We start from the raw sequence: 22,012 nt of genomic DNA, 5'->3' as shown, positions 1-22,012 counted from the left end.
TTTACGTCCGGGTACGAGTCAATGCGGTGAGCTGGCCCTCCCCAGCCAGTTCGGGTTCGGCGCCCCCCTGATCCAGCGCCGCCAGGGCACCGGCGTCGAACATCATCGAAACGATGGTCCCACCGGCGGGATTGTCGGAAAAGCCGATCGTGCCGGCATGTTCCGCAATGATCTTGTTGACGATGGCGAGGCCCAGTCCGGTGCCGCGCGCGCGCGTCGTCATATAGGGCTCGATGATGCGGTCGCGCTCCGGCGGCAGGCCGATGCCATTGTCGGTCACCGTGATCGTGACCATGCCGCCCTGCTGGCCGACGGTCATCACAACCTCTCCGCCCGTCAGGCCTTCCGGACGGGACTCGATGGCTTCCACCGCATTCTTGACGATGTTCGTCAGCGCCTGGCTCATCTGACGACGGTCGCAGACAAGGGTCGGGGCGGGCTCCTCCTGATCCAGCTGGAACCGGACCTCCGGATGCGCGACTTCGTGCAGGAACATCGCCTGGGCGCAGATATCGGCGATGGCCTCTTCGCGGAACACGGGCTTGGGCATCCGGGCGAAGGATGAGAATTCGTCAACCATGCGGCGAAGGTCGCCGACCTGACGGACGATGGTCTCGGTCAGGCGGCCAAACGTCGGATCTTCCGGCCCGACGACCTTTCCATAGCGTCGCTGGAGTCGTTCGGCGGCAAGCTGGATCGGGGTCAGGGGGTTCTTGATCTCATGCGCGATGCGGCGCGCGACGTCCGACCAGGCGGCTCGGCGCTGGTCGAGCAATTGCTGGGTGATGTCGTCAAAGGTCAGGATCGGACCGTCGCCGGTCTGCGCAATGCGCACCGCGAGGGTGCGCATGTCGCCATGGAGCGCCACCTGCACCGTCGCTTCACGCCGTCCCTGGTCGAGAAGCTCGTCAAGCTCGGGCGCGACCTCGCCCAGCTTGCGCCCGACCAGACCTCCCTGATCGGCACCGAGCAGTAAATCCGCGGAGTTGTTCGCGATCCGCACCTGCCGATCCCGTCCGATCGCAACGACACCAGCGGAAACGCCTGCCATCACCGCCTCGATCAATGCACGACGATTGTTGAGCTGGGCATTGGCGGTAACCAATTCCGTGTTCTGGCGCTCCAACTGGCCGGTCATCTGGTTGAAGGCGTTGGCGAGCGTCCCGACCTCGTCGCGGGTCTTGGGATCGGGCACGCGGGCGGTCAGGTCACCGCCCGCGATCCGCCGTGCAGCGTCGACCAGCTCGCCCACGGGGCGGACGAGACGGTCCGCCACGGCCAAGGCGATCCAGACCGCAATGCCGACGATCAGAAGCGCGATCGCGAACAGGACGAGGTTGAATTTCAACTGGAGCGACCGGGCACGCCCCTGAAGCGCACGATAATCGTCGAACACGTCCTCGGCGGCGAAATGCTGCTTGCTGAGGAATTCGGCATTCACTGGCGTGCCGATATAGAGCATCAGGCCACTACCCTCAGGCAAAGGCGTGACCACCCAGACGCGCTGCTCGTTGATGCCCACTTCGGGCCGGCTCAGCTTGCTCGCCTGCTGGATCATTTCCGGCGTCACCAACTCGCGAAAGGTCGTGTCCGACGGCTGGTTGAAGAAGTCGTAGAATTTGAAGCCCTGCTTCCGATCGTAGGAGAAGAGGACCGACTCCACCGTATCGCGCACGACCGTCTGCTGGACGAGATAGTCGTGGAAATCGCGCCGGTTCTCGCGCAGCGCGGGCAGGTTACGGCCGAGGTCCTGCGACATGGCACGGCCGGTATCGACCCAGCGCTTGATGATCTGCTGCTGCGACTGGCGGGCAATGTCCATGGCGTCACCGAACGCCTGGCGGGCGCGATCGGAAATCCAGAATTCGGCCGAGGACTGGAACAGAACCGAAGCGGTGACGACGGTCAACAGGATCGGAATGCTCGCGGTCAGCGAGAACAGCGCGACCAGTCGCACGTGCAGACGCCCACCGCCGCCGACCGCCGACTGGGCCGCCCGTCGCATCGCGACCCGCCGCCCGAGCAACATCAAAAGAAGCACGCCCGGCACCAGATTGAGCGCGAGCAACCCCGCCATCACGGGCGGTGCGATAAGCCCCTGCGCATCATGGCGACTGTCGATATAGACATAGGTCCCGACCGCGATCACGACCGCCCCCAGGACGACCGCAACCTCCATGACCGGAGTGACCGCGAAGCGAGAGCGCGGCCCTTCGGCAGGTTCAGCGGGCTTCACGGACGCCAACATCGTTGCAATCGTACAACGTGAAGCGTGTCCTGCAAGCCACAATTCGTGAAAATTATCCCAAGGCCTCTCCACCCTCGTCATCGCCATTGACGGGGATGTTCAGCGTATCGAGCCGCTTGCGAAGCGTATTGCGGTTGATGCCCATGGCGCGCGCTGCACGAAGCTGGTTGCCGCCGTGGCGTGCGAGCATCGCCTCGATCAGGGGGCGTTCGACCTCGCCGATGATCCGGTCATAGAGCGTGCCGTCATCCAGCGATGTCGGCTGCGACATGGCGAGACGCGCGATATAAGCACGCACCGCCGCCGACAGGTCGCCATCCGCAGCCGCAGCGCCGACCGCTGCGGAAGACGAACGCGCCTCCCCCAACATCGTCCGCACCGCTTCGGCATCGATCACCTCGTCGCGCGCGAGCACGGCGAGGCGCCGCATCATATTCTCAAGCTCACGGACATTGCCCGGCCAGTCATGGGTGACCAGCACATCGAGCGCATGGGTATCGATCCGGCGCTTGGGCAGTCCCTGTAGCGCGGCATTCTCCAGGAAATGCCGGGCGAGCAGCGGAATATCCTGCCGTCGTTCGCGAAGGGCCGGCAAGGCGATCGGCACGACGTTCAGGCGATAGAACAGGTCCTCGCGGAATTGCCCCGAGGCCACCTGCTGGCTGAGATCGCGGTTGGTCGCCGCCACGATGCGGACATCGGTGCGGATCGTCCGCGCGCCGCCGACCGTCGTGAACTCACCCGATTGCAGGACGCGGAGCAGCCGCGTCTGCGCCTCCATCGGCATGTCACCGATCTCGTCGAGGAACAGCGTACCGCCCGCCGCCTGCTCGAACCGGCCAGCATTGCGCTGGGCCGCGCCGGTGAAAGCGCCACGTTCGTGCCCGAACAGCTCGGCCTCGATCAGTTCGCGGGGGATCGCGGCCATGTTGAGCGCGACGAAGGGCGCGGCGCGGCGGGGGCCAAGGTCGTGGATCGCCCGCGCGACCAGTTCCTTGCCGGTCCCCGACTCGCCCGAGACGAGAACGGTCAGGTCGGTGGACACGACACGGGCGATCACGCGGTACACGCCCTGCATCGCCTGCGACCGGCCGATCAGCGGCAGCGCACGGTCATCTTCGCCCAACCCGTCCTCGACCAGCACGCCGCGCCGGGCGAGCGCGCCGGCGACGGCATGGGTCAGCGCATCGAGGTCGAAGGGTTTGGGAAGATACTCATACGCCCCGACTTCCGCCGCGCGGACGGCGGTGGTCAGCGTGTTCTGCGCCGACAGGACGATGATCGGTAGGGCAGGAAACCGCTCGGCCACGCCCCGGATATGATCGATACCGTCGCCGTCCGGCAGGATCACGTCGGTGACCAGCACGTCCGGCGCGCCACCCGCAAGGATACGGTCGAGCCGCGCCAGCGTCTCGACCGTCGTCACCTCGTGCCCAGCCCGCCGCAGGGCCTGACCGACGACGGTACGGATCGCGGCGTCGTCATCGACGACGAGGACATGACTCATGATTGGGGGCTCATGGATGGGCTCTCATGGGTGGGCTCTGGGTAGAAGCAGGCGGAAGACGGTCATTTCCGGCGTGCCCTCCCTGGCATATTGGATGATCCCGTTCATGTCGCGAACGAGCTTGTCGACGAGCGCGAGGCCAAGCCCCTGCCCCTCGCGCCGCCCCGACACGAACGGGTCGAACAAATGGTCGACGATATCGGCGGGCGCGCCGAGGCCATTGTCGATCACGCAAATCTCGATCGGCAGCGGCAGACGGGGCTGCCCCTCTCCTGCGCTGACCGACATGCCGTGACGATAGGCGGTGGTCAGGACGATATGCGGGTTGCGAACCGCACGGACGGCCTCTCGCGCATTCTTCAGCAGGTTGATGACGATCTGGAGCAGCGCGTCGCGATTGATCCGTGCCGGCGGCAGCGAAGGGTCGAACCGCTCCTCGATCGGAATGCCCCGCGCAAAGCCTGCCAGGGCAACACCACGGGCATGGCCGAGCAACGGATAGATATTCTCCGACGCCAGCGGCAGCGGCCGGGTATCGCTGAAATCCTGCATCCGGTCGATCAGCGCGGCGATGCGGTCGACCTCGGTCGTGATGAGCGTGGTCAGCTCGCCGCCATTGAGCAGCTGCGCCGCGCCTCGGATGCCCGACAGCGGGTTCTTGATCTCATGCGCCAGCATCGCGGCGGCCCCAACCGCCGCCCGCGCGCCCGCGCTGCGATCCGAAGCATGGGCCAACCGACGCGAAGGCCCCGCACTATGCAAGGTGATGGCGCGCCAGCCGGGATAGTCGGGGATCTGCGCCTCGACGAAATCGACCCTGATCTTCGGACCGTGCGGTATGGCGATCACCGTGTCGTAGACGGCAAAGCCATGTCCATCGCGACTGCGCGGCGCATCGGGCGGCGGCAGGATCGCGGCGAGCGGCTGCCCGGTCATCAACCGCTCGGACAGGTTGAGCAGTTGCTCGGCCAATCCATTGGCATGGCCGATACGATCGTCGGGATCGACCACGACCACGGCGACCGGCAGCGCGCCGAACAGCGCGCCGAAACCGGGTCGACCGTGACCGGCCGTGTCAGGCAGCCGCTGCAAGCTCGATCTGCGGCATGTAGAAATCGTACAGCATCGCCTTGACCCGCTCGGCGCTGGCTTCGTGGTTCACCGTGTTGCGGAACTCGGCCGAGCCATGCAGGCCACGGGTGTACCAGCCGATATGCTTGCGGGCCATGTTGACGCCCGTCTCGGTGCCATAATGATCCAGCATCGCATCGTAATGCTCGGTAACGGCGCGATATTGTTCGTCGAGCGCCGGGTCCTCGCGGCGTTCGCCGGTGGCGAACCAGTGCATCACCTGCCCCAGCAGCCAGGGACGGCCATAGGCTCCGCGCCCGATCATGATGCCATCCGCCCCCGACTGCTCAAGCGCCTTGTCGGCGTCGTCGATCGAACAGATGTCGCCATTGGCAATGACTGGGATCGACACCGCGTCCTTGACGTTGCGGATGAACGCCCAGTCGGCGCTACCCTTATACATCTGGTTGCGGGTGCGGCCGTGGACGGTGATCATCTTGACGCCGATATCCTCGGCGATGCGCGACAGTTCCGGCGCGTTCAGGCTGTCATGGCACCAGCCCATCCGCATCTTCAGCGTCACCGGCACGTCGACCGCCTTCACCGTCGCCTCGATGATCGCCGAGGCCAGCTTCAGGTCGCGCATCAGTGCCGAGCCCGCATCGCCATTGACGACCTTGCGCACCGGGCAGCCCATGTTGATGTCGATGATCGCGGCCCCGCGATCGGCGTTCAGCTTGGCCGCCTCGCCCATTTCATAGGGCGTGCAGCCGACAAGCTGCATCGACACCGGCTCTTCGAGCGGATGCCAGGCGGCCTTCTGGATCGACTGGCGCGTTTCGCGGATCGCGGCCTGGCTGGCGATCATCTCGGTGACGTTGAGGCCCGAGCCGTAACGGCGAACGAGTGTGCGGAACGGCATGTCGGTGACGCCGGTCATCGGTGCCAGCACGACGGGGCTGTCGATCGTCACCGGACCGACCTGGATGGGAGCGAGATTACGCATCATACTGCCTGAAAATTAAGCAGTCGCCATACGGGAAGTGGGCCGCCATGGCAAGATTGGCGACTGAGCCGAAAAGCCGCTAGGCGGACCCTATGAGCCAGGATGGAAAGATCGCCGCACTGATCGTCGCGGCGGGCGGGGGTTCCCGCATGGGCGGCGGCGTGCCGAAGCAGTTTCGCGATCTCGGTGGTCGGCCGATGCTCGGCTGGAGCCACGCCGCCTTCACCTCGCACCCGGCGGTTGACATCATCCTGACGATGGTCGCGGAAGAGCAGATCGATCATGCGCGGTCATTGCTACCGGGCGCCTGGGTGGAGGCGGGCGGTGCCAGTCGTCGGGAATCGGTGGCACGTGGCCTGCGCCATCTGGCGCTGGCAGGTGTCACGCAGGTGTTGATCCATGACGCCGCGCGCCCTTTCCTGTCGGCGGACGTCATCGACCGCGTGCTGGCGGGGCTTGGCTCGGCCGATGGGGCGATGCCCGTCCTGCCCGTGGCCGACACACTTGCCCGGTCCTTGGACGATGCCCTGGGCGAGACCGTCCCCCGCGACGGCGTGGTCCGTGTCCAGACGCCGCAGGGTTTCCACCTGCAAGCCGTGATCGCCGCGCACGCGGCCTGGCCCGCCGAAGCGGAAGCTACGGACGACGCACAGATGGTGCGACGGCTTGGCGGGCGCGTCGCTTTGGTGCAGGGCGATGCCATGCTCGAGAAAATCACCTATCCCGACGACATGACCGGAGCCGATATGCGCCTGACCTGGGAAACCCGGACCGCGATGGGCTATGACGTCCACCGGCTGGAGGATGGCGAGGAATTGTGGCTGGGCGGCGTGCTGATCCCCCATCATCAGGGCCTGTCGGGGCATAGCGACGCCGATGTCGCGCTACACGCGCTGACCGATGCGCTGCTCGGCACGATCGCGGCGGGCGATATCGGCACGCATTTCCCGCCCAGCGATCCGCAGTGGAAGGGTGCCGAGTCGGGCCAGTTCCTTGAGCACGCCGCCAAGCTGATCGCCGACAAGGGCGGCCGGATCGATTTCGTCGACCTGACCATCATCTGCGAAGCGCCGAAGATCGGCCCGCACCGCGCCGCCATGGTGGAGCGGATCGCCGGGCTGTTGAACATCGACCCGAGCCGGGTCAGCCTGAAGGCCACAACCACCGAACGGCTGGGCTTTACCGGGCGTGGCGAGGGGATCGCGACCCAGGCGGTGGCGACCGTCCGCCTGCCCGGCGGGGCGGCGGCATGAAGCGGCTGGGCCTGATCGTCGCGCTGGTCGCACTCGCCGCCCCCGAGGTCGCGACGGCGCAGCAGGCCTGCATCACCGCGCCCGAGGCGGAAGCGATGACGCTGGTCGCCATGCCCGACATCCTGCGCGAGACGGGCCGGGTGTGCGGCGCACGGCTGCCCGCCAACAGCCTGATCCGGGGCGGCGGTTCGCTGATCTCGAAATATGAAAGTGCGGCCGACCAGGCATGGCCCGCCGCACGAGCCGCGATCGTCAAGCTGTCCGATCCCGCGATCGATACGCTGCTTCAGTCGGACTATGCCCGGCCGCTGCTGACCTCGCTGTTGGTGCCGTTCATCGTCGGGCGTATCGGCCTGGAGGATTGCGGGACGATCGACCGGCTGGTGACGCAGTTGGCCCCCCTGCCCCCGCGCAACATGGCCGGGGTGGTCGTGACCGCCCTACAATATCTCAAGACCGAAAAGGCACGGGGGCGGCAGGTGGCCGTGCCCGACCTGCCGCTCTGCACCAACGGAAACTGATATGGACGTCCTTCTTCCTCGCGAGCTGATCGAACTGGCGGAGCGCGTCGTCGTTGCCAACCGCGCGGCGGGTCGGCGCGTGGCGCTGGCGGAAAGCTGCACCGGCGGTCTGGTCGCGGCGGCGCTGACCGAGATCCCCGGATCGTCCGATGTCGTCGAGGCGGGGTTCGTGACCTATTCGAACCAGGCCAAGATCGGCCTGTTGAAGGTCAATCCGGAAGTGATCGAGACCTTCGGCGCCGTCTCGACCGCCACCGCCTGGGGCATGGCGCAGGGTGCGCTGGCCGCCAGCGAGGCGGACGTGGCGGTTGCGATCACCGGCGTCGCGGGCCCGGGTGGCGGCACGGCGAAGAAGCCGGTCGGAACCGTCGTCTTTGCCCAGGCGCTACGCGGCGGCGACCCTGAGGATGTGAAGGCCGAGCGCCACGAGTTCGGCGATATCGGTCGCGGCGGTATCCGGCTTCAGGCGGCGCTGTTGGCGTTGGAGTTGCTGCTGCCGTAAAGCTTGGCAGCGCGATCCTCGAACGCGCCGATCATGCGGCGGAGTGCGGTGCCGAACACCTGCCCCGCCAGCATCTCGAACACCCGGTTCTTGAACGCGAAGTCGACGGTGAAGTCGACCGCGCAGCCCTGCTCCTCCGGGCGGAAGCGCCAGTTGTTGCGCAGATACTTCAGCGGACCGTCGAGATATTCGACATCGATCGATCCCGGCCGGTCCTTGGTGACGCGGCTCGTGAACGTCTCGCGCAGCCCCTTGAAGCCGACGATCATGTCCGCCACCGTCTCGGTCGGCGTGTTCGAGCGGACCCGCATTGCCGATACCCAGGGCAGGAACTCCGGGTAGCGGGCGATATCGGCGACCAGATCGAACATCTGCTCCGGCGTATAGGGCAGATGCCGCGTCTCGCTATGCTTGGGCATCAGCGCGCGCTTGCGAGCTTCGCCTCGCGGGCCGACCGCAGCCGCTCGAAATCGTCGCCCGCATGATAGCTGGACCGGGTCAGCGGCGAGCTGGCGACCAGCAGGAAGCCCTTGGCCCGCGCGATCGCGGCATAGGCATCGAACGCCTTGGGCGTGACGAACTCGGCGACCTTCGCATGGCGCGGCGTCGGCTGAAGATACTGGCCCATGGTCAGGAAATCGATATCGGCCGAGCGCATATCGTCCATCACCTGATGGACCTCCAGTCGCTCCTCACCCAGGCCCAGCATGACGCCCGACTTGGTGAAGATCGACGGATCATGGCGCTTCACGCTCTCCAGCAGGCGCAACGAGGCGTAATAGCGCGCACCGGGCCGGATCGTCGGATAGAGCCGGGGGACCGTTTCCAGATTATGGTTGTAGACGTCCGGGCGCGCCTCGACGATCGACTCGATCGCGGCCTGCGCCTTGTTACGGAAGTCCGGCGTCAGGATCTCGATCGTCGTGTCGGGCGTCGTACGACGCAGCGCCTGGATCACCTTCACGAACTGCGACGCACCGCCATCGGGCAGGTCGTCGCGGTCGACCGAGGTGACGACGATATGCTTCAGCCCCATCTGCGCGGCAGCATCGGCGACGTTCTGCGGCTCCATCGCGTCGACCTTGCGCGGCATGCCCGTCTTCACGTTGCAGAAGGCGCAGGCGCGGGTGCAGGTGTCGCCCAGGATCATGACGGTCGCATGCTTCTTCGACCAGCATTCGCCGATATTCGGGCAGGCCGCTTCTTCGCAGACGGTCGTCAGGCTCTTGGCACGCATCAGCTCGCGGGTCGCGGCGAAACCGGCGCTCGTCGGGGCCTTGACGCGGATCCAGTCCGGCTTGCGCGCGCGCACCGGCGCGGCCAACGGTGTCAACTCGTTCATGCCCGCGAAATAGCGATGCTGTCCGCCCGACACAATGCCCACGAGCATGGCGAACATAAGGGTAGACAGACACATTTTGATATGGAACCGAAACGGCCATGCTCGGGTTCGCCTGCTACAGCATCGTTTCCTTCACTGGATAAGAGAGAGCAATGACCGACTTTAACGACCTCGTGGATGGCTATCAGCGCTTTCGGACCTCCGATTGGCGTCGCCAGCGCGACCGCTGGGCCGAGTTGAAGGAAGGCCAGAGCCCCAAGGTGATGGTCATCGCCTGCTCGGACAGCCGTGTTGATCCGGCGCAGATCTTCGACACGCTGCCGGGCGAAATCTTCGTCGTGCGCAACGTCGCCAACCTCGTCCCCCCGTTCGAGACGGGCGGCGGTCATCACGGTGTCTCGGCCGCGCTGGAATTCGCGGTGACGCAGCTGGAAGTGACCGACGTCGTCGTCATGGGCCATGGCGCCTGCGGCGGCTGCAAGGCCGCGCTGACGCAAGGGTTCGCCCATGCCCCGCAGGGCGAAGGCGGCTTCGTGTCCGATTGGGTCAGCCTGCTCGACGGCGCGCGTGAGAAGGTCATCGCCAAGCATGGCGACGGTCCGGACGCGATGCGTGAGATGGAACTCGAGTCGGTCCGCACCTCGATCGCCAACCTGCGCACCTTCCCCTTCGTCACCAAGCGTGAGGAAGCCGGTACGCTGACGTTGCGCGGCGCCTATTTCGCAATCGCCGACGGCGTGCTGCACCTGATGGACGAGAGCGGCGAGTTCAAGCCTGCCGCCCCGGCGCTGGTCGCGGCGTAAGGAAGTCGGTCCGGGCCAGGGGCCCGGACACGACATGCGAAAGGGCGGACGCCGCATCCGGCGCCCGCCCTTTTTTACCCTGTAATCCGGGATCAGCCGGCCGAAGCGACGACCTGATCCACGTCCTTCTTGGCTTCCGCGGTCGAGCGGAGCGACAGTTCGCGCATCTGCTTGTTGCTGGGCAGGCTGGGCGCGCCCATCAACAGGTCTTCGGCGCGCTGGTTCATCGGGAACAGCGAGATTTCGCGCAAATTCTGCGCACCGCAGATCAGCATCACGATCCGGTCGACACCGGCCGCCATGCCACCGTGCGGCGGTGCGCCGTACTGGAAGGCGCGGTAGAGGCCGCCGAAGCGCTCCTCGACATCCGCCTTGGACAAGCCGACCTTCTCGAAGGCGGCGACCATCAGCTCGGGCGACTGGTTGCGGATCGAACCCGACGCGATCTCAAAGCCGTTGCAGACCAGATCATATTGATAGGCCTTCAGCGACAGCGGATCGGCGGAGTTCAGTGCCTCCATGCCACCCTGCGGCATGGAAAAGGGGTTGTGCGCGAACTCGACCTTCTTCTCGTCCTCGTCCCACTCGTAAAAGGGGAAGTCGACGATCCAGCACAGGCGGAACGCACCCTCCTCGATCAGGCCGAGCTGCTCGGCGACGCGGGTGCGTGCGAGCCCTGCCAGCTTGGCCGCCGCCTCGACCTTGCCCGCCGCGAAGAACAGGCCGTCATCGGGGCCGAGGCCCAGGGCGGCGTAGAGCGCTTCCATGCCCTCGGTGCCATGATTCTTGGCGATCGGACCGCCGAACTCGCCGCCCTTGCGGGTGACATAGCCCAGGCCCGCATGACCTTCGGCGCGCGCCCACTCGTTCATCTCGTCGAAGAACTTGCGGCTCTTCTCGGCGGTCTTCGGTGCCGGGATCGCTCGGACGACCCCGCCCGAGCCGACGATCTTCTCGAACAGGCCGAAGCCCGAGGTCGTGAAATGCTCGGAGACATCGGTGATGATCAGCGGGTTGCGCAGGTCGGGCTTATCGTTGCCGTACTTCAGCATCGACTCCGAATACGGGATGCGCGGGAACTGGCCGATCGGCGTGACGGTGCGACCGTCGGCGAACTTTTCGAAGATGCCGCCGATCACCGGCTCCATCGTCTCCCACACCTCTTCCTGGGTGACGAAGCTCATCTCGAGGTCGAGCTGGTAGAATTCCCCCGGCAGACGGTCGGCGCGCGGGTCCTCGTCGCGGAAACAGGGTGCGATCTGGAAATAGCGGTCGAAGCCCGCAACCATCAGCAGCTGCTTATACTGCTGCGGCGCCTGGGGCAGCGCGTAGAACTTGCCCGGATGGATACGGCTCGGCACCAGGAAGTCGCGCGCGCCCTCGGGCGACGAGGCGGTCAGGATCGGGGTCGAATATTCGGTGAAGCCGCCCGCTTCCATGCGACGACGCATGTCGGAGATCACCTGCGTGCGGCGCACGATATTGGCGTGCAGCGTCTCGCGGCGAAGGTCGAGGAAGCGATAGCGCAGGCGGATATCCTCCGGATATTCCTGCTCGCCCGCCACCGGCATCGGCAGCTCCTCGGCCGCCGACAGCACGGTCGCGCCGCGCGCGAACACCTCGATCTCGCCGGTCGCCAGATTGGCGTTGACGGTACCTGCCGAGCGCGCCTTCACCACACCGTCGATCGTCACGACCGACTCGACGCGGACGCTCTCCAGGATGGCCAGCGCGGGCGTGTCGCTGTCGGCGACGATCTGGGTGATGCCGTAATGGTCGCGCAGATCGACGAACAGCACGCCGCCATGATCGCGCTTGCGATGGACCCAGCCGGACAGGCGGACCGTCTCGCCGACCGCCTCAGCAGTCAGCGCGGCGCAGGTGTGGGTACGATAGGCGTGCATGGCGGACATTCTCTGTACGTCTGGGGAAAGTGCTGCCGCTTCCCCGCCCACCCCCAATTTGTCAATCCCAATGTGCCCAGGGTGGGCGTTTGCGCGTTCCTCTTTGTCAACCTGCATGAGCCGGGCTATGTGCATGCGATGCACGTTCATCCGTTGATTACCGACAGCGCCACGCTCGCCAATCTCTGCGCCCGTCTCTCGCAGGCCGACTATGTGATGGTCGATACCGAGTTCATGCGGGAAAGCACCTATTGGCCAGAGCTCTGCCTGATCCAGATCGCCGACACCGAAGAGGCCGCCGCGATCGATCCCAAGGCGCCGGGGCTGGACATGACCCCGCTGCTCGATCTGCTGGTCAACAATGATCAGGTGCTGAAGGTCTTCCACGCGGGCGGCCAGGATATCGAGATCATCTACAACCTGACCGGCAAGACGCCGCATCCCCTGTTCGACACCCAGATCGCGGCGATGGCGCTGGGTCAGGGCGAGCAGATCGGTTACTCCAACCTGGTCGACAGCTGGCTGGGCATTTCGGTCGACAAGGGCGCGCGCTTCACCGACTGGTCGCGCCGCCCGCTCGACCAGCGCCAGGTCGACTATGCGATCGGCGACGTCACCCATCTCGCCGCGATCTTCCCCAAGATGCTGGAGCGTCTCCGCAAGACCGGGCGCGGGGCGTGGCTGGACCAGGAAATGGAGCGGCTGGCCGACCCGGCGCACTATGCCAACGATCCCGATGTCGCGTGGAAGCGTGTCCGCGTCTCGGGCCGCAAGCCCGATATGCTCGGCCGCCTGAAGGCGCTGGCCCGTTGGCGCGAACTGGAGGCGCAGGCCAAGGACCTGCCGCGCGGTCGCATCGTCAAGGATGAGACGCTGGCCGACCTCGCCGGGCATCCGCCGCGCAAGCAGGCCGATCTGGCCAAGGTCCGTGGCCTGTCCGCGACCTGGGCGGGCAACGACATCGGCGCGCGCCTGATGGACGCGCTGGAGGCCGCCGAACCGCTCAGCGCCGACGAACTGCCTGCGCGGGACGATCGCAAACCGGGACTGGGTCGCGAGGGCGCGCTGGTCGCCGATCTGCTCAAGCTGCTGCTGAAGATCCGGGCGCGCGACATCGATGTGGCACCGCGCCTGCTCGCCCGCGCCGACGATCTTGAAATGCTGGCGGCGGGAGTCCGCTCCGACCTGTCGGTGCTCGACGGCTGGCGGTTCGAGCAGTTCGGGCGCGACGCGCTCGATCTGGTCGAGGGCCGCACTGGCTTCGTCGTGAAGGGCGGCAAATTGAAGATGGTCCGTACCGCCGAGGACCCGGCATGACCCGCTGGGCTATCCTACTCGCCATACTGCCGCTCGCCGCCTGCGTGACGACACCGAAAGCTCAGGGGCCTGCCGATGTGTCGGGATGCGGTGACGGCAAGGCAGCCGACCTGATCGGCAAACGCTGGACCGAGGCGCTGCGCGCGCCGACGCAGAAGCGCACCGGTGCGCGGGACCTCCGGGTCATCGCGCCTGGCGATGCCGTGACGATGGATTATCGACCCGACCGGCTCAACATTGAAACCGATGCCGAGGGCAAGGTCGTCCGGCTCAAGTGCGGGTAAGCCGCACCGGAGTCTTGCCCAGGGCAGTGGCGAGCGTTGCATGGCGACGCTCCACGGCTTCGCCATAAAAGCCCCGATCTGCTTCGAGCATTTCCAGGCCGAGACGGGTGTCGTCCAGCACGAGCCCCGTCCGTTCCAGCGGCCCGGCCAATCCGCCGCTCAACCGCTGGCCCAGCCGGATCGCCAGACCCCAGCTGGTCGCCAGCTTCAACTGCGCAGGGCTGGCCAGTTCGGCGAGCGGTGACGGCACGTCCAGGCCGCCGCCCAGGCTGGTGTGGAGTGCCTGCGCCAGCATCGCCCGCGCCTCTGCATCGATGCCGACCCAATTGCCGTGAAGCGCGATCTCGACACCGCGTTCGGCGCGGAATTCCGGGTTCGCCCGCCAGCCCACATCGGCCAGCAGACAGGCCGCGTGACGCAGCCTCGCCTCCGCCGCCGCCTCGCCCGCGAAGAGCGGCGCGATCCAGCTTTCCAGCAGATCGCCATGCTCGGGAAAGCGACCCAGCAGCCGCCCTTCCTCGCGCGCCGCGACGATCAGCGGATCGAGCGCCCGCGTCTTTGCGTCCAGCCCGCCATAGAGCAGCCCCTCCCGAAGGCCGAAGGCGGACACCACGGTCGTACTGCTGCCCAGATGCTTGAGCAGCACGCTGAGCAGCGCGGTCGCGTCCGCCAGCGTCGCGGCGCGGCTGGACGACAGCCCCTTCACCTCGCGCAGGCGGGCCTTGCTAAGATGCGGGATGGTCCGCGACAGGCGCAGAATGTCGAGCGGCGTCAGTTCGTAATGATGGATGATCGGCAGCGGATAATCGGCCAGCGTCATGTCCAGCCGCGCCAGCGCCCGCCACGAGCCGCCGACGAGGTAGAAGGGCAAACCACGCCCGCGCCCTTCCCAGCCAGCCTCCTCGATCAGGCGGCCGATCAGCCGCTCGAACGCCTTGCTGCCCTTTTCGCGCAGCGCCGGGATACGCAACACGCCGAGCGGGAAGGATACGCGGTCCTCGACGCCGCCGTCCCGGACCCGCACCAGTTCCAGGCTGCCGCCGCCCAGATCGCCGACGATCCCATCGGCATCGGGAATGGCCGAGAGAACACCCTCTCCCGCTGCCTTGGCCTCCTGTTCCCCGGACAGAAGCTCGACCGCCAGCCCCAGCGACTCGGCACAGGCGATCAGTTCGCCGCCATTGGCCGCGTCGCGCACCGCCGCCGTCGCGACCGTGCGGAGCGTGGTGACGCCCATTTCGCGCGCGAGACTAGCGAAACGGGCCAGCGCGACCTGTGCCTTGCTGAGCGAGGCCGGATCGATCGCCCCGGTCGCCGCCAGTCCGCGTCCCAGACCCGCCATCACCTTCTCGTTGAACAGGATCGCGGGGAGACGCGGCGGCCCCTGATAGACGACCAGGCGGACCGAGTTGGAGCCGATATCGATGATCGCCGCGCGCGGCGAGCGGGAACCTGCCATTTCTCAGCGCGCGCCCGTCAACGCTGCCGCCGGAGCGACAGGGTCGGCACCGCCTTACTGGTGTCGAGCGCGGCACCGCGCCCCGAAAGCGAGGGATTGGTCATGAAATACCGATGCAGGTTGAAGGGGCGCTGATCGCCGGGCTGATCGCGGACATAGCTGCCGTCCGGCTCCAGTTCCCAGCTCTGTTCGTTGTCGAGCAGATTGGCGACCATCACCTGATCGAGGATCTGGTCATGGACGGTCGGGTTGAGGATCGGCAACATATATTCGACCCGCCGGTCGAAATTGCGCGGCATCCAGTCAGCCGAGGAGATGAAAACCTTGGCCGCGTCATGGGGTAGCGCCTTGCCGTCGCCGAACGCCCAGATACGGCTATGCTCCAGGAAGCGGCCGATGACCGACTTCACCCGGATATTCTCCGACATGCCCGGCACGCCGGGGCGCAGGCAGCAGATGCCGCGTACAATCAGGTCGATCTCGACCCCTGCGCCGCTCGCCTCATAGAGCTTCTCGATGACCTGCGGATCGACCAGCGAGTTGACCTTCGCCCACAGGCTGCCGGTCCGTCCGGCACGGGCATGGGCGATCTCGGCATCGATCAGCGCCATCAGATTGTGGCGCAGATCGCGCGGCGACAGGCTGACCCGGTTCATGGCCACGGGTTCGACATAGCCCGTGATGTAATTGAACATCTGCGCCGCATCGCGCCCCAGCAGAGGGTCGGCGGTAAAGAAGCTCAGGTCGGTATAGATGCGCGCGGTGATGGGGTGATAATTGCCCGTGCCGAAATGGCAGTAGGTGCGGAAGTCGCTGCCCTCGCGCCGGACGACCATCGACACCTTGGCATGCGTCTTCCAGTCGATGAACCCATAGACGACCTGCACCCCCGCCCGCTCCAGCGCGGAGGCCCAGTACAGATTCTGTTCTTCGTCGAACCGCGCCTTCAGCTCGACGATCGCGGTGACCGACTTGCCCGCCTCGGCCGCCGCGATCAGCGCGTTGATGATCGCCGACTGCTTGCCCGCACGGTAGAGCGTCTGCTTGATCGCCACGACATCGGGGTCCGCGGCCGCCTGTTTTAGGAAGGCGATCACCACCTCGAACGTTTCATAGGGGTGATGGACGACGATGTCCTTGGCCTTGATCGCGGCAAAGCAATCGCCCGCAAACTCCCGGATACGCTCGGGAAAACGGGGGGAATAAGGCGGGAATTTCAGGTCCGGCCGATCCTCGTCGACCAGCATGTCGAGATCGCCGATGCCCAGAAGATTGCCGCTTTCGGTGATGATCGCATCGGACCCGCCCAGTTCCCCGCGCAGCACATCGGCGAGCTCGTCGGGCATGCCGGTCTCCAGCTCCAGCCGAATCACCCGCCCGCGCCGCCGCCGCTTGATGGCGTTGGCGAAATAGCGGACCAGATCCTCCGCCTCTTCCTCGATCTCGATATCGCTGTCGCGCAGCACACGGAAGGTGGCAGCACCGTTGACGACATACCCTGGGAACAGCAGCCCGGAGAAGCGACGCAGGATCGTCTCGATCGAGACATAGCGGGCGCCCTCGCCCGGCAGGCGGACGAAGCGCGGCATGGTCGACGGGATCATGACGAGTTCGCGAATCGGCGCCTTGTCCGACACGCGGGTCAGGTCGAAGATCATCGACAGACCCTTGTTCGGGATGAACGGAAACGGGTGCGCCGGATCGAGCGCCTGCGGGGTCAGGATCGGGAAAATCTGTTCGCGGACATGCGTTTCCAGCCAGGTGCTCGCCTCCTGGTCGATGGCGTCGCGTCGCAGAACGAAGATACCCGCCTCGTCGAGCAGGTTGCGCAGGTCGCCCCAGACCTCCTGCTGGCTGGCCATCAGGCGATCCGCCTCGGCAACGATGCCGCTCAGCTGCTGCCCCGGTGTCAGGCCATCGACCGACCGTTGTTCGACATCCTGCGCCTGCTGGCCCTTCAAGCCCGCCACGCGGACCATGAAGAACTCGTCGAGGTTCGATCCTGAAATCGACAGGAAGCGCAACCGCTCCAGCAGCGGGTGCGCCGTATTGCACGCCTCTTCCAGCACACGGCGGTTGAAGGCCAGCCATGACAGCTCGCGGTTGAAGTACCGCCCGTTCGGCTCCGTCGCGAAATGATCGTCGTCGGGTTCTGACATTTGCGCGATATGGGCAGGACGGGTCATCATGTCTCGCTTAGGGCTTACGGCTCGGCGATCAGACCGGCCGCGATCAGAGTGGATCGTGCAAGGGGAATGGACAAGCGCGCGCGCCGTTCCATCGCCCCCTGGTCCAGCATATCCACTGCGCGGATGACAGAAAGGTGACTCCGTTCGATCCGAAGCGTCAGCCACTCGATCAGATCGGGACGGGCATCCAGGCCACGCCGCTCGAACAGATGCTCGAACAGCCCGGCGACCAGTTCGTCATCGGGCGCGCCGATCTCCGCCAGGCTGCTGTTCGCCAGGCGCGACCGGAGGTCGGGCAACTTCACCTGCCAGCGCGGCGGCGGCGAATCGGCAACGATCAGCAACGGCAGCCGGTCGGCCTGCGCCCGGTTCCAGGCGTGGAAGATCTGCACCTCGGGCACGCGCTCGGCATCGTCGATAATCGTGCCCCCGCTCTTGGCCGCGAAGATGCGCGCCAGCAGCGACCGGCCCGACTTGCGCGGGCCGGTGAGGATCGCGGCCATGGTCGGCCACGCTTCCCATTGTTCGAGCATCCGTGCCGCCAATCGGTTGGAATCGGTCAGCAGGAACGCATCGGATCGGGGGTTCGCCGGCCATTGCAGCGGCAACGCCATCTGGTTCATCCGGTAATCACAGTATCCGCAGGAGGCACCGGCGCGGGCACTTGCGGTGCGCGCCGGATGCGAAGGGTGGTGCCCGATCCGGACACCTGAAGACCGCGCTGCTCAAGCGCGCGGCGAAGCTGATCGGGGTCGCCGTCATAGGTAACGGCCATGATCGACACGCCGCCCAGCGCCAGGCTGGTCGTGCCTGCGCGCACCACGCCCGGGATGCCCCGGATCAGGCTTTCGGCATTGGCGACGGCACTGGCGGTCGGAGCATCATATTGCAGCGTGACGGCGATCCCCGCGCCCGGCGACGACGCAATGGTGGCATCCAGCCCTGCAATCGGCTCCTCGCCCGGCGTCGTATCGTCGATGACCACAGCCTGCGGCTTGGGCGGCGGGGCAAGCGTCGCATCGGGGTGCAGCGCACCGCTGGCCAGCGCCTTTTGATACAGCCCATCGAGTCGCGCGACGCCGGTATCCAGCAACTGCGACAGTCCATCGGTGCTGCCGACTCGCAAGGTGATCGTGCCGAGCAGGCTATTGTCGGGCCCATGTCGGGCCTCGAACACGCCGATCACCGGACCGCCGGGCCATTGCCGATAGAGGTGCACGACGGGGATCAGAATGTCCGACGCGCCATATTGGTCGAGGATCGAGCGCCACCAGCCACGCGGGCGCCGCCCGATCTGCCCGGCATTCATCAGCAGCGGCTCTGCCCCGGTACCCGAGGGGCGGATATAATCGATCGTGCTGTTGCCGGTGCGAAACCGGGCCCAGGCCTGTTGCCAGGGGGTACGAGCCTCGAACATCTGCGACACGCCGCCCGAGACTTGCAGCGGCATCACCAGCATCGGCGGCGAGCGATCGGCATAGGCCGATACGCCCAGCACCGAGGCCGCGCGAACCCGGTCGAACAACACACCCAGCTTGGCGACATAGCGGGTCGGGCCGATCTGTTCATTCTCGACCACGATGCCGCTGACCAGCGAATCGAGCAGCCCGTCCGACGCTGCGGTGCCGCCGCGCCCCAGCCGCTGCGCCAATATCGCCCATGCCTTGCGCTGGGCGATCCGCCAGCCGCCGAGCCGCGCGGCCTCGGGCGTCTGGCCCGACACGTCGACCGCGACGCCGGTGACTTCGTAGGACCCGCCATTGTCGACCGGCGCGACGCCGCGCGTCTGCCCTTCGATCTGGGCAAGCACCGCGCCGCCCCCTATGCCAAGCCCGGCAAGGGCGGCCAGACCGGCCATGATGGAGGGCAATCGCAAACGCATCGCGGCCTTTTGGCGAAGCAGGCGTGGAAATCCAAGCGCGATATAGCTAACGGGCAAACATGACCGACAACAGCACGCCGTCCACCAGCCCTTCGCCCTCCGATAAGGGCGCGTCCTACACCTATGCCGATGCTGGCGTTTCGATCGCCGCCGGTAACGCGCTGGTCCGCGCGATCGGCCCGCTCGCCAAGGCGACACGGCGGCCCGGCGCGGATGCCGACCTGGGCGGCTTTGGCGGATTCTTCGATCTGAAGGCCGCCGGTTTCACCGATCCGCTGCTGGTCGCGGCCAATGACGGCGTCGGCACCAAGCTGAAGCTCGCGATCGAGCATGACCGCCATGACGGGGTGGGCATCGACCTCGTCGCCATGTGCGCCAACGACCTTGTCGTGCAGGGCGCCGAGCCGCTGTTTTTCCTTGACTATTACGCCACGGCCAAGTTGGAAGGCGATGTGCCGGAGCGCGTGATCGCCTCCATCGCGGAAGGATGCCGCATCGCCGGATGCGCCCTGATCGGCGGCGAAACGGCCGAGATGCCGGGCATGTATGCACCGGGCGATTACGATCTGGCGGGCTTCTGCGTCGGCGCGGTCGAGCGCGACCAGGTGCTGACCGGCGCGACGATCGGTGATGGCGACGTGATCCTGGGTCTCGCCTCCTCCGGCGTGCATTCCAACGGCTTTTCGCTGGTTCGCCGCCTGGCCGCCGATAAGGGCTGGAAGCTCGATCGCCCGGCGCTGTTCGATCAGGACGTGCTGCTGATCGAGGCACTGATGGCCCCGACTCGGATCTATGTCCGCTCGCTGCTTCCCTCGCTCAAGGCGGGCACGATCAAAGGCCTCGCCCATATCACCGGCGGCGGCCTGCTGGAAAACATCCCGCGCGTCCTGCCCAAGGGTGCCCATGCCGTGGTCGATGCGGATGGCTGGGAACAGCCGCGTCTGATGGCCTTCCTCCAGGCGCAGGGCGGGATCGAGCCCGAGGAAATGGCACGCACCTTCAATTGCGGTATCGGCATGGCGGTGATCGTCGCAGCCGACCAGGCGGAGGCACTGGCCGAAACGCTGCGCGCGACGGGTGAGACGGTCGTGACCGTGGGCCGTGTCGAAGCGGGCGAGCGCGGCTGCACCGTCAAGGGATCGGCGGGTACGTGGAGCGCCAAGGCGGACTGGACCGCGACCCATGTCGGCTAAGGAGCCGGTCAAGGTCGGCATCCTGATCTCCGGCCGCGGCTCCAACATGCAGTCGTTGGTGGCCGCGTCCCAGGCCGCGGACACCGCCTATACCGTCGCCCTGGTTGCCTCCGACAAGCCGCAGGCGGCCGGACTGGCCTGGGCGCAGGAACAGGGGATCGCCACCTTTGCCCTGTCGCCCAAGGGGATCGGCAAGCCCGCCTATGAGGCGGCGATCGACCAGGCCCTGCGCGATGCGGGTGTCGAGGTCATCGCATTGGCGGGCTATATGCGGCTGCTGTCCAGCGATTTCGTCTCGCGCTGGCAGGGGCGCATCCTGAACATCCATCCCTCGCTGCTGCCGCTCTACAAGGGCCTCGACACGCATGAGCGCGCCATCGCGGCGGGCGATGCCAAGGCGGGATGCTCGGTCCATGTCGTGACCGAGGAACTGGATGACGGCGAAGTGCTGGGCCAGGCGGAGGTTCCGATCCTGTCCGGCGACGACGCAGCGGCACTTGCGGCGCGCGTGCTCGTTGAGGAGCATCGATTGTACCCGCAAATACTCACGGAGTTCGTGCGTCGATGACCGATTTCCTGTCCCGCATCCGCGACATCGCCCTATTGCTGCCCGGCACGACCGAACAGGCTGGCGATGGCGAAACCCGCTTTCTGGTCGAGGGTGCGCCCTTCCTCCGGGTGAGCCGCAAGTCGTCGGCCATCCATCTGTGCGTCGCCGATGAAGGACAGGAACCGCACTGGACCGAAGTAGTGCTTGAGACCGACAGCGACTGGACGCTGATCGAGGATCGTATCGCGCGCAGCTGGGAACTGGTCGCGCCGACCGAGCTGCTGGAGGCGGGCGGGCGATGAGCGAACCGGCGGGCACCGAAGCCGCCGACCGCGCCAAGTCGCGGCGGCGTCTGCTGACGCTGGCGGAGTTCGTCGCGGTCGCTGGGTTGATGGTGGCTGCGCTGACGCTGTACCTGAACTGGTCGCAGCGTCGCAGCGATGCCGAGGACAAGGCCGCCTCCGCCACCGCCCAGCGGCAGGAGCGCGCCCGGCTTGACCTGACTGCCACGGTCGAGGGGGATGGCCGCCGCCTGCTGCTGCGCGATCCGAATCATGACCTTCAGGATGTCGTGATCGACTTCCCCAAGGCGTCGGGCATCGGACGTCAGGCTCCCGTTGGCGATCCGGCCATCGAGGCGGAGCCGATTGCTGGGCCGATCCTTGCCCTGACCGACGGCAAAGCCGATACTCGCGAGGGTCGCCTGCCCGCGCTGATTACCGTGCGATACTGGGACGGCGATACTTCGCGGAGCGTCACCGGCCTTTACGACATCATCTGGAGCACCCATGGCCGCCTGCTACGCGGGCGGACGCTGCGAGTGGAAGGATTGCGGCTGCGCGACCGGAACGGTACGCAAGCCAAGCTCGACACTGCCTGGGCGGCGCGCCGAGGTTAAGGACGCGACATTCCTCCCCTTGCAGGCGAGGTGGCAGGGCGCCAGCCCTGACGAAGGGGGTGTTACCCTCTCGATAGCAGGAC

General features: G+C 66.5%; 21 protein-coding genes. 10 read left to right on the top strand and 11 right to left on the bottom strand.

Translation table 11 applies throughout. The features are described from left to right. Position 1 precedes the first annotated feature (1 nt). From GGQ89_RS04210 to dusB, 4 genes are all read right to left on the bottom strand, one after another. Positions 2–2,236, bottom strand: a complete 2,235-nt coding sequence (locus tag GGQ89_RS04210) for a sensor histidine kinase NtrY-like (protein WP_338112333.1) — start codon at positions 2,234–2,236, stop codon at positions 2–4. 64 nt (positions 2,237–2,300) lie between these two features. After that, positions 2,301–3,755 carry a nitrogen regulation protein NR(I) gene (gene ntrC, locus GGQ89_RS04205; protein ID WP_184104340.1) on the bottom strand — a complete coding sequence of 485 codons (1,455 nt, stop codon included), beginning with the start codon at positions 3,753–3,755 and terminating at the stop codon, positions 2,301–2,303. Positions 3,756–3,779: 24 nt separating this feature from the next. Continuing rightward, positions 3,780–4,847 carry a two-component system sensor histidine kinase NtrB gene (locus tag GGQ89_RS04200; RefSeq protein ID WP_184104338.1) on the bottom strand — a complete coding sequence of 356 codons (1,068 nt, stop codon included), beginning with the start codon at positions 4,845–4,847 and terminating at the stop codon, positions 3,780–3,782. Beyond that, positions 4,831–5,832, bottom strand: coding sequence for a tRNA dihydrouridine synthase DusB (dusB, locus tag GGQ89_RS04195; protein WP_056435336.1), 1,002 nt, complete (start codon positions 5,830–5,832; stop codon positions 4,831–4,833). The genes GGQ89_RS04200 and dusB overlap by 17 nt, the downstream gene beginning before the upstream one ends. Before the next feature lie 92 nt (positions 5,833–5,924). Here dusB and GGQ89_RS04190 point away from each other — a divergent pair, with 92 nt between their 5' ends. From GGQ89_RS04190 to GGQ89_RS04180, 3 genes are read left to right on the top strand one after another with little or no spacing between them, the layout of a single operon-like run. After that, positions 5,925–7,085: a bifunctional 2-C-methyl-D-erythritol 4-phosphate cytidylyltransferase/2-C-methyl-D-erythritol 2,4-cyclodiphosphate synthase gene (locus tag GGQ89_RS04190; protein WP_184104336.1), complete on the top strand. Its 1,161-nt coding sequence runs from the start codon at positions 5,925–5,927 to the stop codon at positions 7,083–7,085. After that, the gene (locus tag GGQ89_RS04185) at positions 7,082–7,606 is read left to right on the top strand and encodes a hypothetical protein (RefSeq protein WP_184104334.1); all 525 of its coding nucleotides are present in this window, start codon (positions 7,082–7,084) and stop codon (positions 7,604–7,606) included. Before GGQ89_RS04190 ends, GGQ89_RS04185 begins: the two co-directional genes overlap by 4 nt. A 1-nt stretch (position 7,607) precedes the next feature. Then, positions 7,608–8,108 (top strand): CinA family protein, encoded by a 501-nt coding sequence (locus tag GGQ89_RS04180; protein ID WP_184104332.1) that lies wholly within the window; start codon positions 7,608–7,610, stop codon positions 8,106–8,108. On the opposite strand, the gene GGQ89_RS04175 is transcribed toward GGQ89_RS04180, so the two are convergent. Continuing rightward, positions 8,069–8,527 (bottom strand): type II toxin-antitoxin system RatA family toxin, encoded by a 459-nt coding sequence (locus tag GGQ89_RS04175; RefSeq protein ID WP_184104330.1) that lies wholly within the window; start codon positions 8,525–8,527, stop codon positions 8,069–8,071. The genes GGQ89_RS04180 and GGQ89_RS04175 overlap by 40 nt on opposite strands. Further along, complete coding sequence (gene lipA / locus GGQ89_RS04170; RefSeq protein WP_076718178.1) at positions 8,527–9,450, bottom strand: lipoyl synthase; 924 nt, start codon at positions 9,448–9,450, stop codon at positions 8,527–8,529. Before lipA ends, GGQ89_RS04175 begins: the two co-directional genes overlap by 1 nt. A gap of 152 nt (positions 9,451–9,602) precedes the next feature. On the opposite strand from lipA, the gene GGQ89_RS04165 reads away from it, so the two are divergent. Next, a complete protein-coding gene (locus GGQ89_RS04165; RefSeq protein ID WP_056434883.1) occupies positions 9,603–10,253 on the top strand; it encodes a carbonic anhydrase in 651 nt (216 codons plus the stop codon). A gap of 92 nt (positions 10,254–10,345) precedes the next feature. On the opposite strand, the gene aspS is transcribed toward GGQ89_RS04165, so the two are convergent. Beyond that, entirely contained in the window at positions 10,346–12,157 is a 1,812-nt protein-coding gene (gene aspS, locus GGQ89_RS04160; RefSeq protein ID WP_076718179.1) for an aspartate--tRNA ligase, read from the bottom strand. Positions 12,158–12,295: 138 nt separating this feature from the next. Between aspS and rnd the strand changes: the two genes are divergently transcribed. Beyond that, a complete protein-coding gene (rnd, locus tag GGQ89_RS04155) occupies positions 12,296–13,474 on the top strand; it encodes a ribonuclease D (protein ID WP_184104328.1) in 1,179 nt (392 codons plus the stop codon). Further along, entirely contained in the window at positions 13,471–13,758 is a 288-nt protein-coding gene (locus tag GGQ89_RS04150) for an I78 family peptidase inhibitor (protein ID WP_184104326.1), read from the top strand. Before rnd ends, GGQ89_RS04150 begins: the two co-directional genes overlap by 4 nt. Here the strand turns inward: GGQ89_RS04150 and GGQ89_RS04145 are convergent. Genes GGQ89_RS04145 through GGQ89_RS04130 form a run of 4 tightly spaced genes read right to left on the bottom strand, consistent with a single transcriptional unit; the run spans position 13,745 to position 19,288 of the window. Then, positions 13,745–15,217 carry a Ppx/GppA family phosphatase gene (locus GGQ89_RS04145; RefSeq protein WP_184104324.1) on the bottom strand — a complete coding sequence of 491 codons (1,473 nt, stop codon included), beginning with the start codon at positions 15,215–15,217 and terminating at the stop codon, positions 13,745–13,747. The two genes, GGQ89_RS04150 and GGQ89_RS04145, sit on opposite strands and share 14 nt — an antisense overlap. 17 nt (positions 15,218–15,234) lie before the next feature. Further along, positions 15,235–17,403, bottom strand: a complete 2,169-nt coding sequence (locus GGQ89_RS04140; protein ID WP_076718181.1) for an RNA degradosome polyphosphate kinase — start codon at positions 17,401–17,403, stop codon at positions 15,235–15,237. A gap of 17 nt (positions 17,404–17,420) precedes the next feature. Next, entirely contained in the window at positions 17,421–18,029 is a 609-nt protein-coding gene (locus tag GGQ89_RS04135) for an HdaA/DnaA family protein (protein WP_076716374.1), read from the bottom strand. Beyond that, positions 18,026–19,288 (bottom strand): heavy-metal-associated domain-containing protein, encoded by a 1,263-nt coding sequence (locus tag GGQ89_RS04130; protein ID WP_184104322.1) that lies wholly within the window; start codon positions 19,286–19,288, stop codon positions 18,026–18,028. The genes GGQ89_RS04135 and GGQ89_RS04130 overlap by 4 nt, the downstream gene beginning before the upstream one ends. A 59-nt stretch (positions 19,289–19,347) precedes the next feature. Here GGQ89_RS04130 and purM point away from each other — a divergent pair, with 59 nt between their 5' ends. Genes purM through GGQ89_RS04110 form a run of 4 tightly spaced genes read left to right on the top strand, consistent with a single transcriptional unit; the run spans position 19,348 to position 21,929 of the window. Then, positions 19,348–20,481, top strand: a complete 1,134-nt coding sequence (gene purM, locus GGQ89_RS04125) for a phosphoribosylformylglycinamidine cyclo-ligase (protein ID WP_184104320.1) — start codon at positions 19,348–19,350, stop codon at positions 20,479–20,481. After that, positions 20,471–21,049 (top strand): phosphoribosylglycinamide formyltransferase, encoded by a 579-nt coding sequence (gene purN, locus GGQ89_RS04120; RefSeq protein WP_184104318.1) that lies wholly within the window; start codon positions 20,471–20,473, stop codon positions 21,047–21,049. Before purM ends, purN begins: the two co-directional genes overlap by 11 nt. Beyond that, positions 21,046–21,333: an MmcQ/YjbR family DNA-binding protein gene (locus GGQ89_RS04115; RefSeq protein ID WP_184104315.1), complete on the top strand. Its 288-nt coding sequence runs from the start codon at positions 21,046–21,048 to the stop codon at positions 21,331–21,333. Before purN ends, GGQ89_RS04115 begins: the two co-directional genes overlap by 4 nt. Next, positions 21,330–21,929: a hypothetical protein gene (locus GGQ89_RS04110; RefSeq protein WP_184104313.1), complete on the top strand. Its 600-nt coding sequence runs from the start codon at positions 21,330–21,332 to the stop codon at positions 21,927–21,929. The genes GGQ89_RS04115 and GGQ89_RS04110 overlap by 4 nt, the downstream gene beginning before the upstream one ends. Positions 21,930–22,012 lie beyond the last annotated feature (83 nt).

It is taken from the genome of Sphingomonas yabuuchiae (genome assembly GCF_014199595.1).
Lineage (GTDB): Bacteria > Pseudomonadota > Alphaproteobacteria > Sphingomonadales > Sphingomonadaceae > Sphingomonas > Sphingomonas yabuuchiae.
The sequence above is the reverse complement of the archived record's forward strand: the minus strand, read 5'-3'. Positions and strand labels throughout refer to the sequence as shown.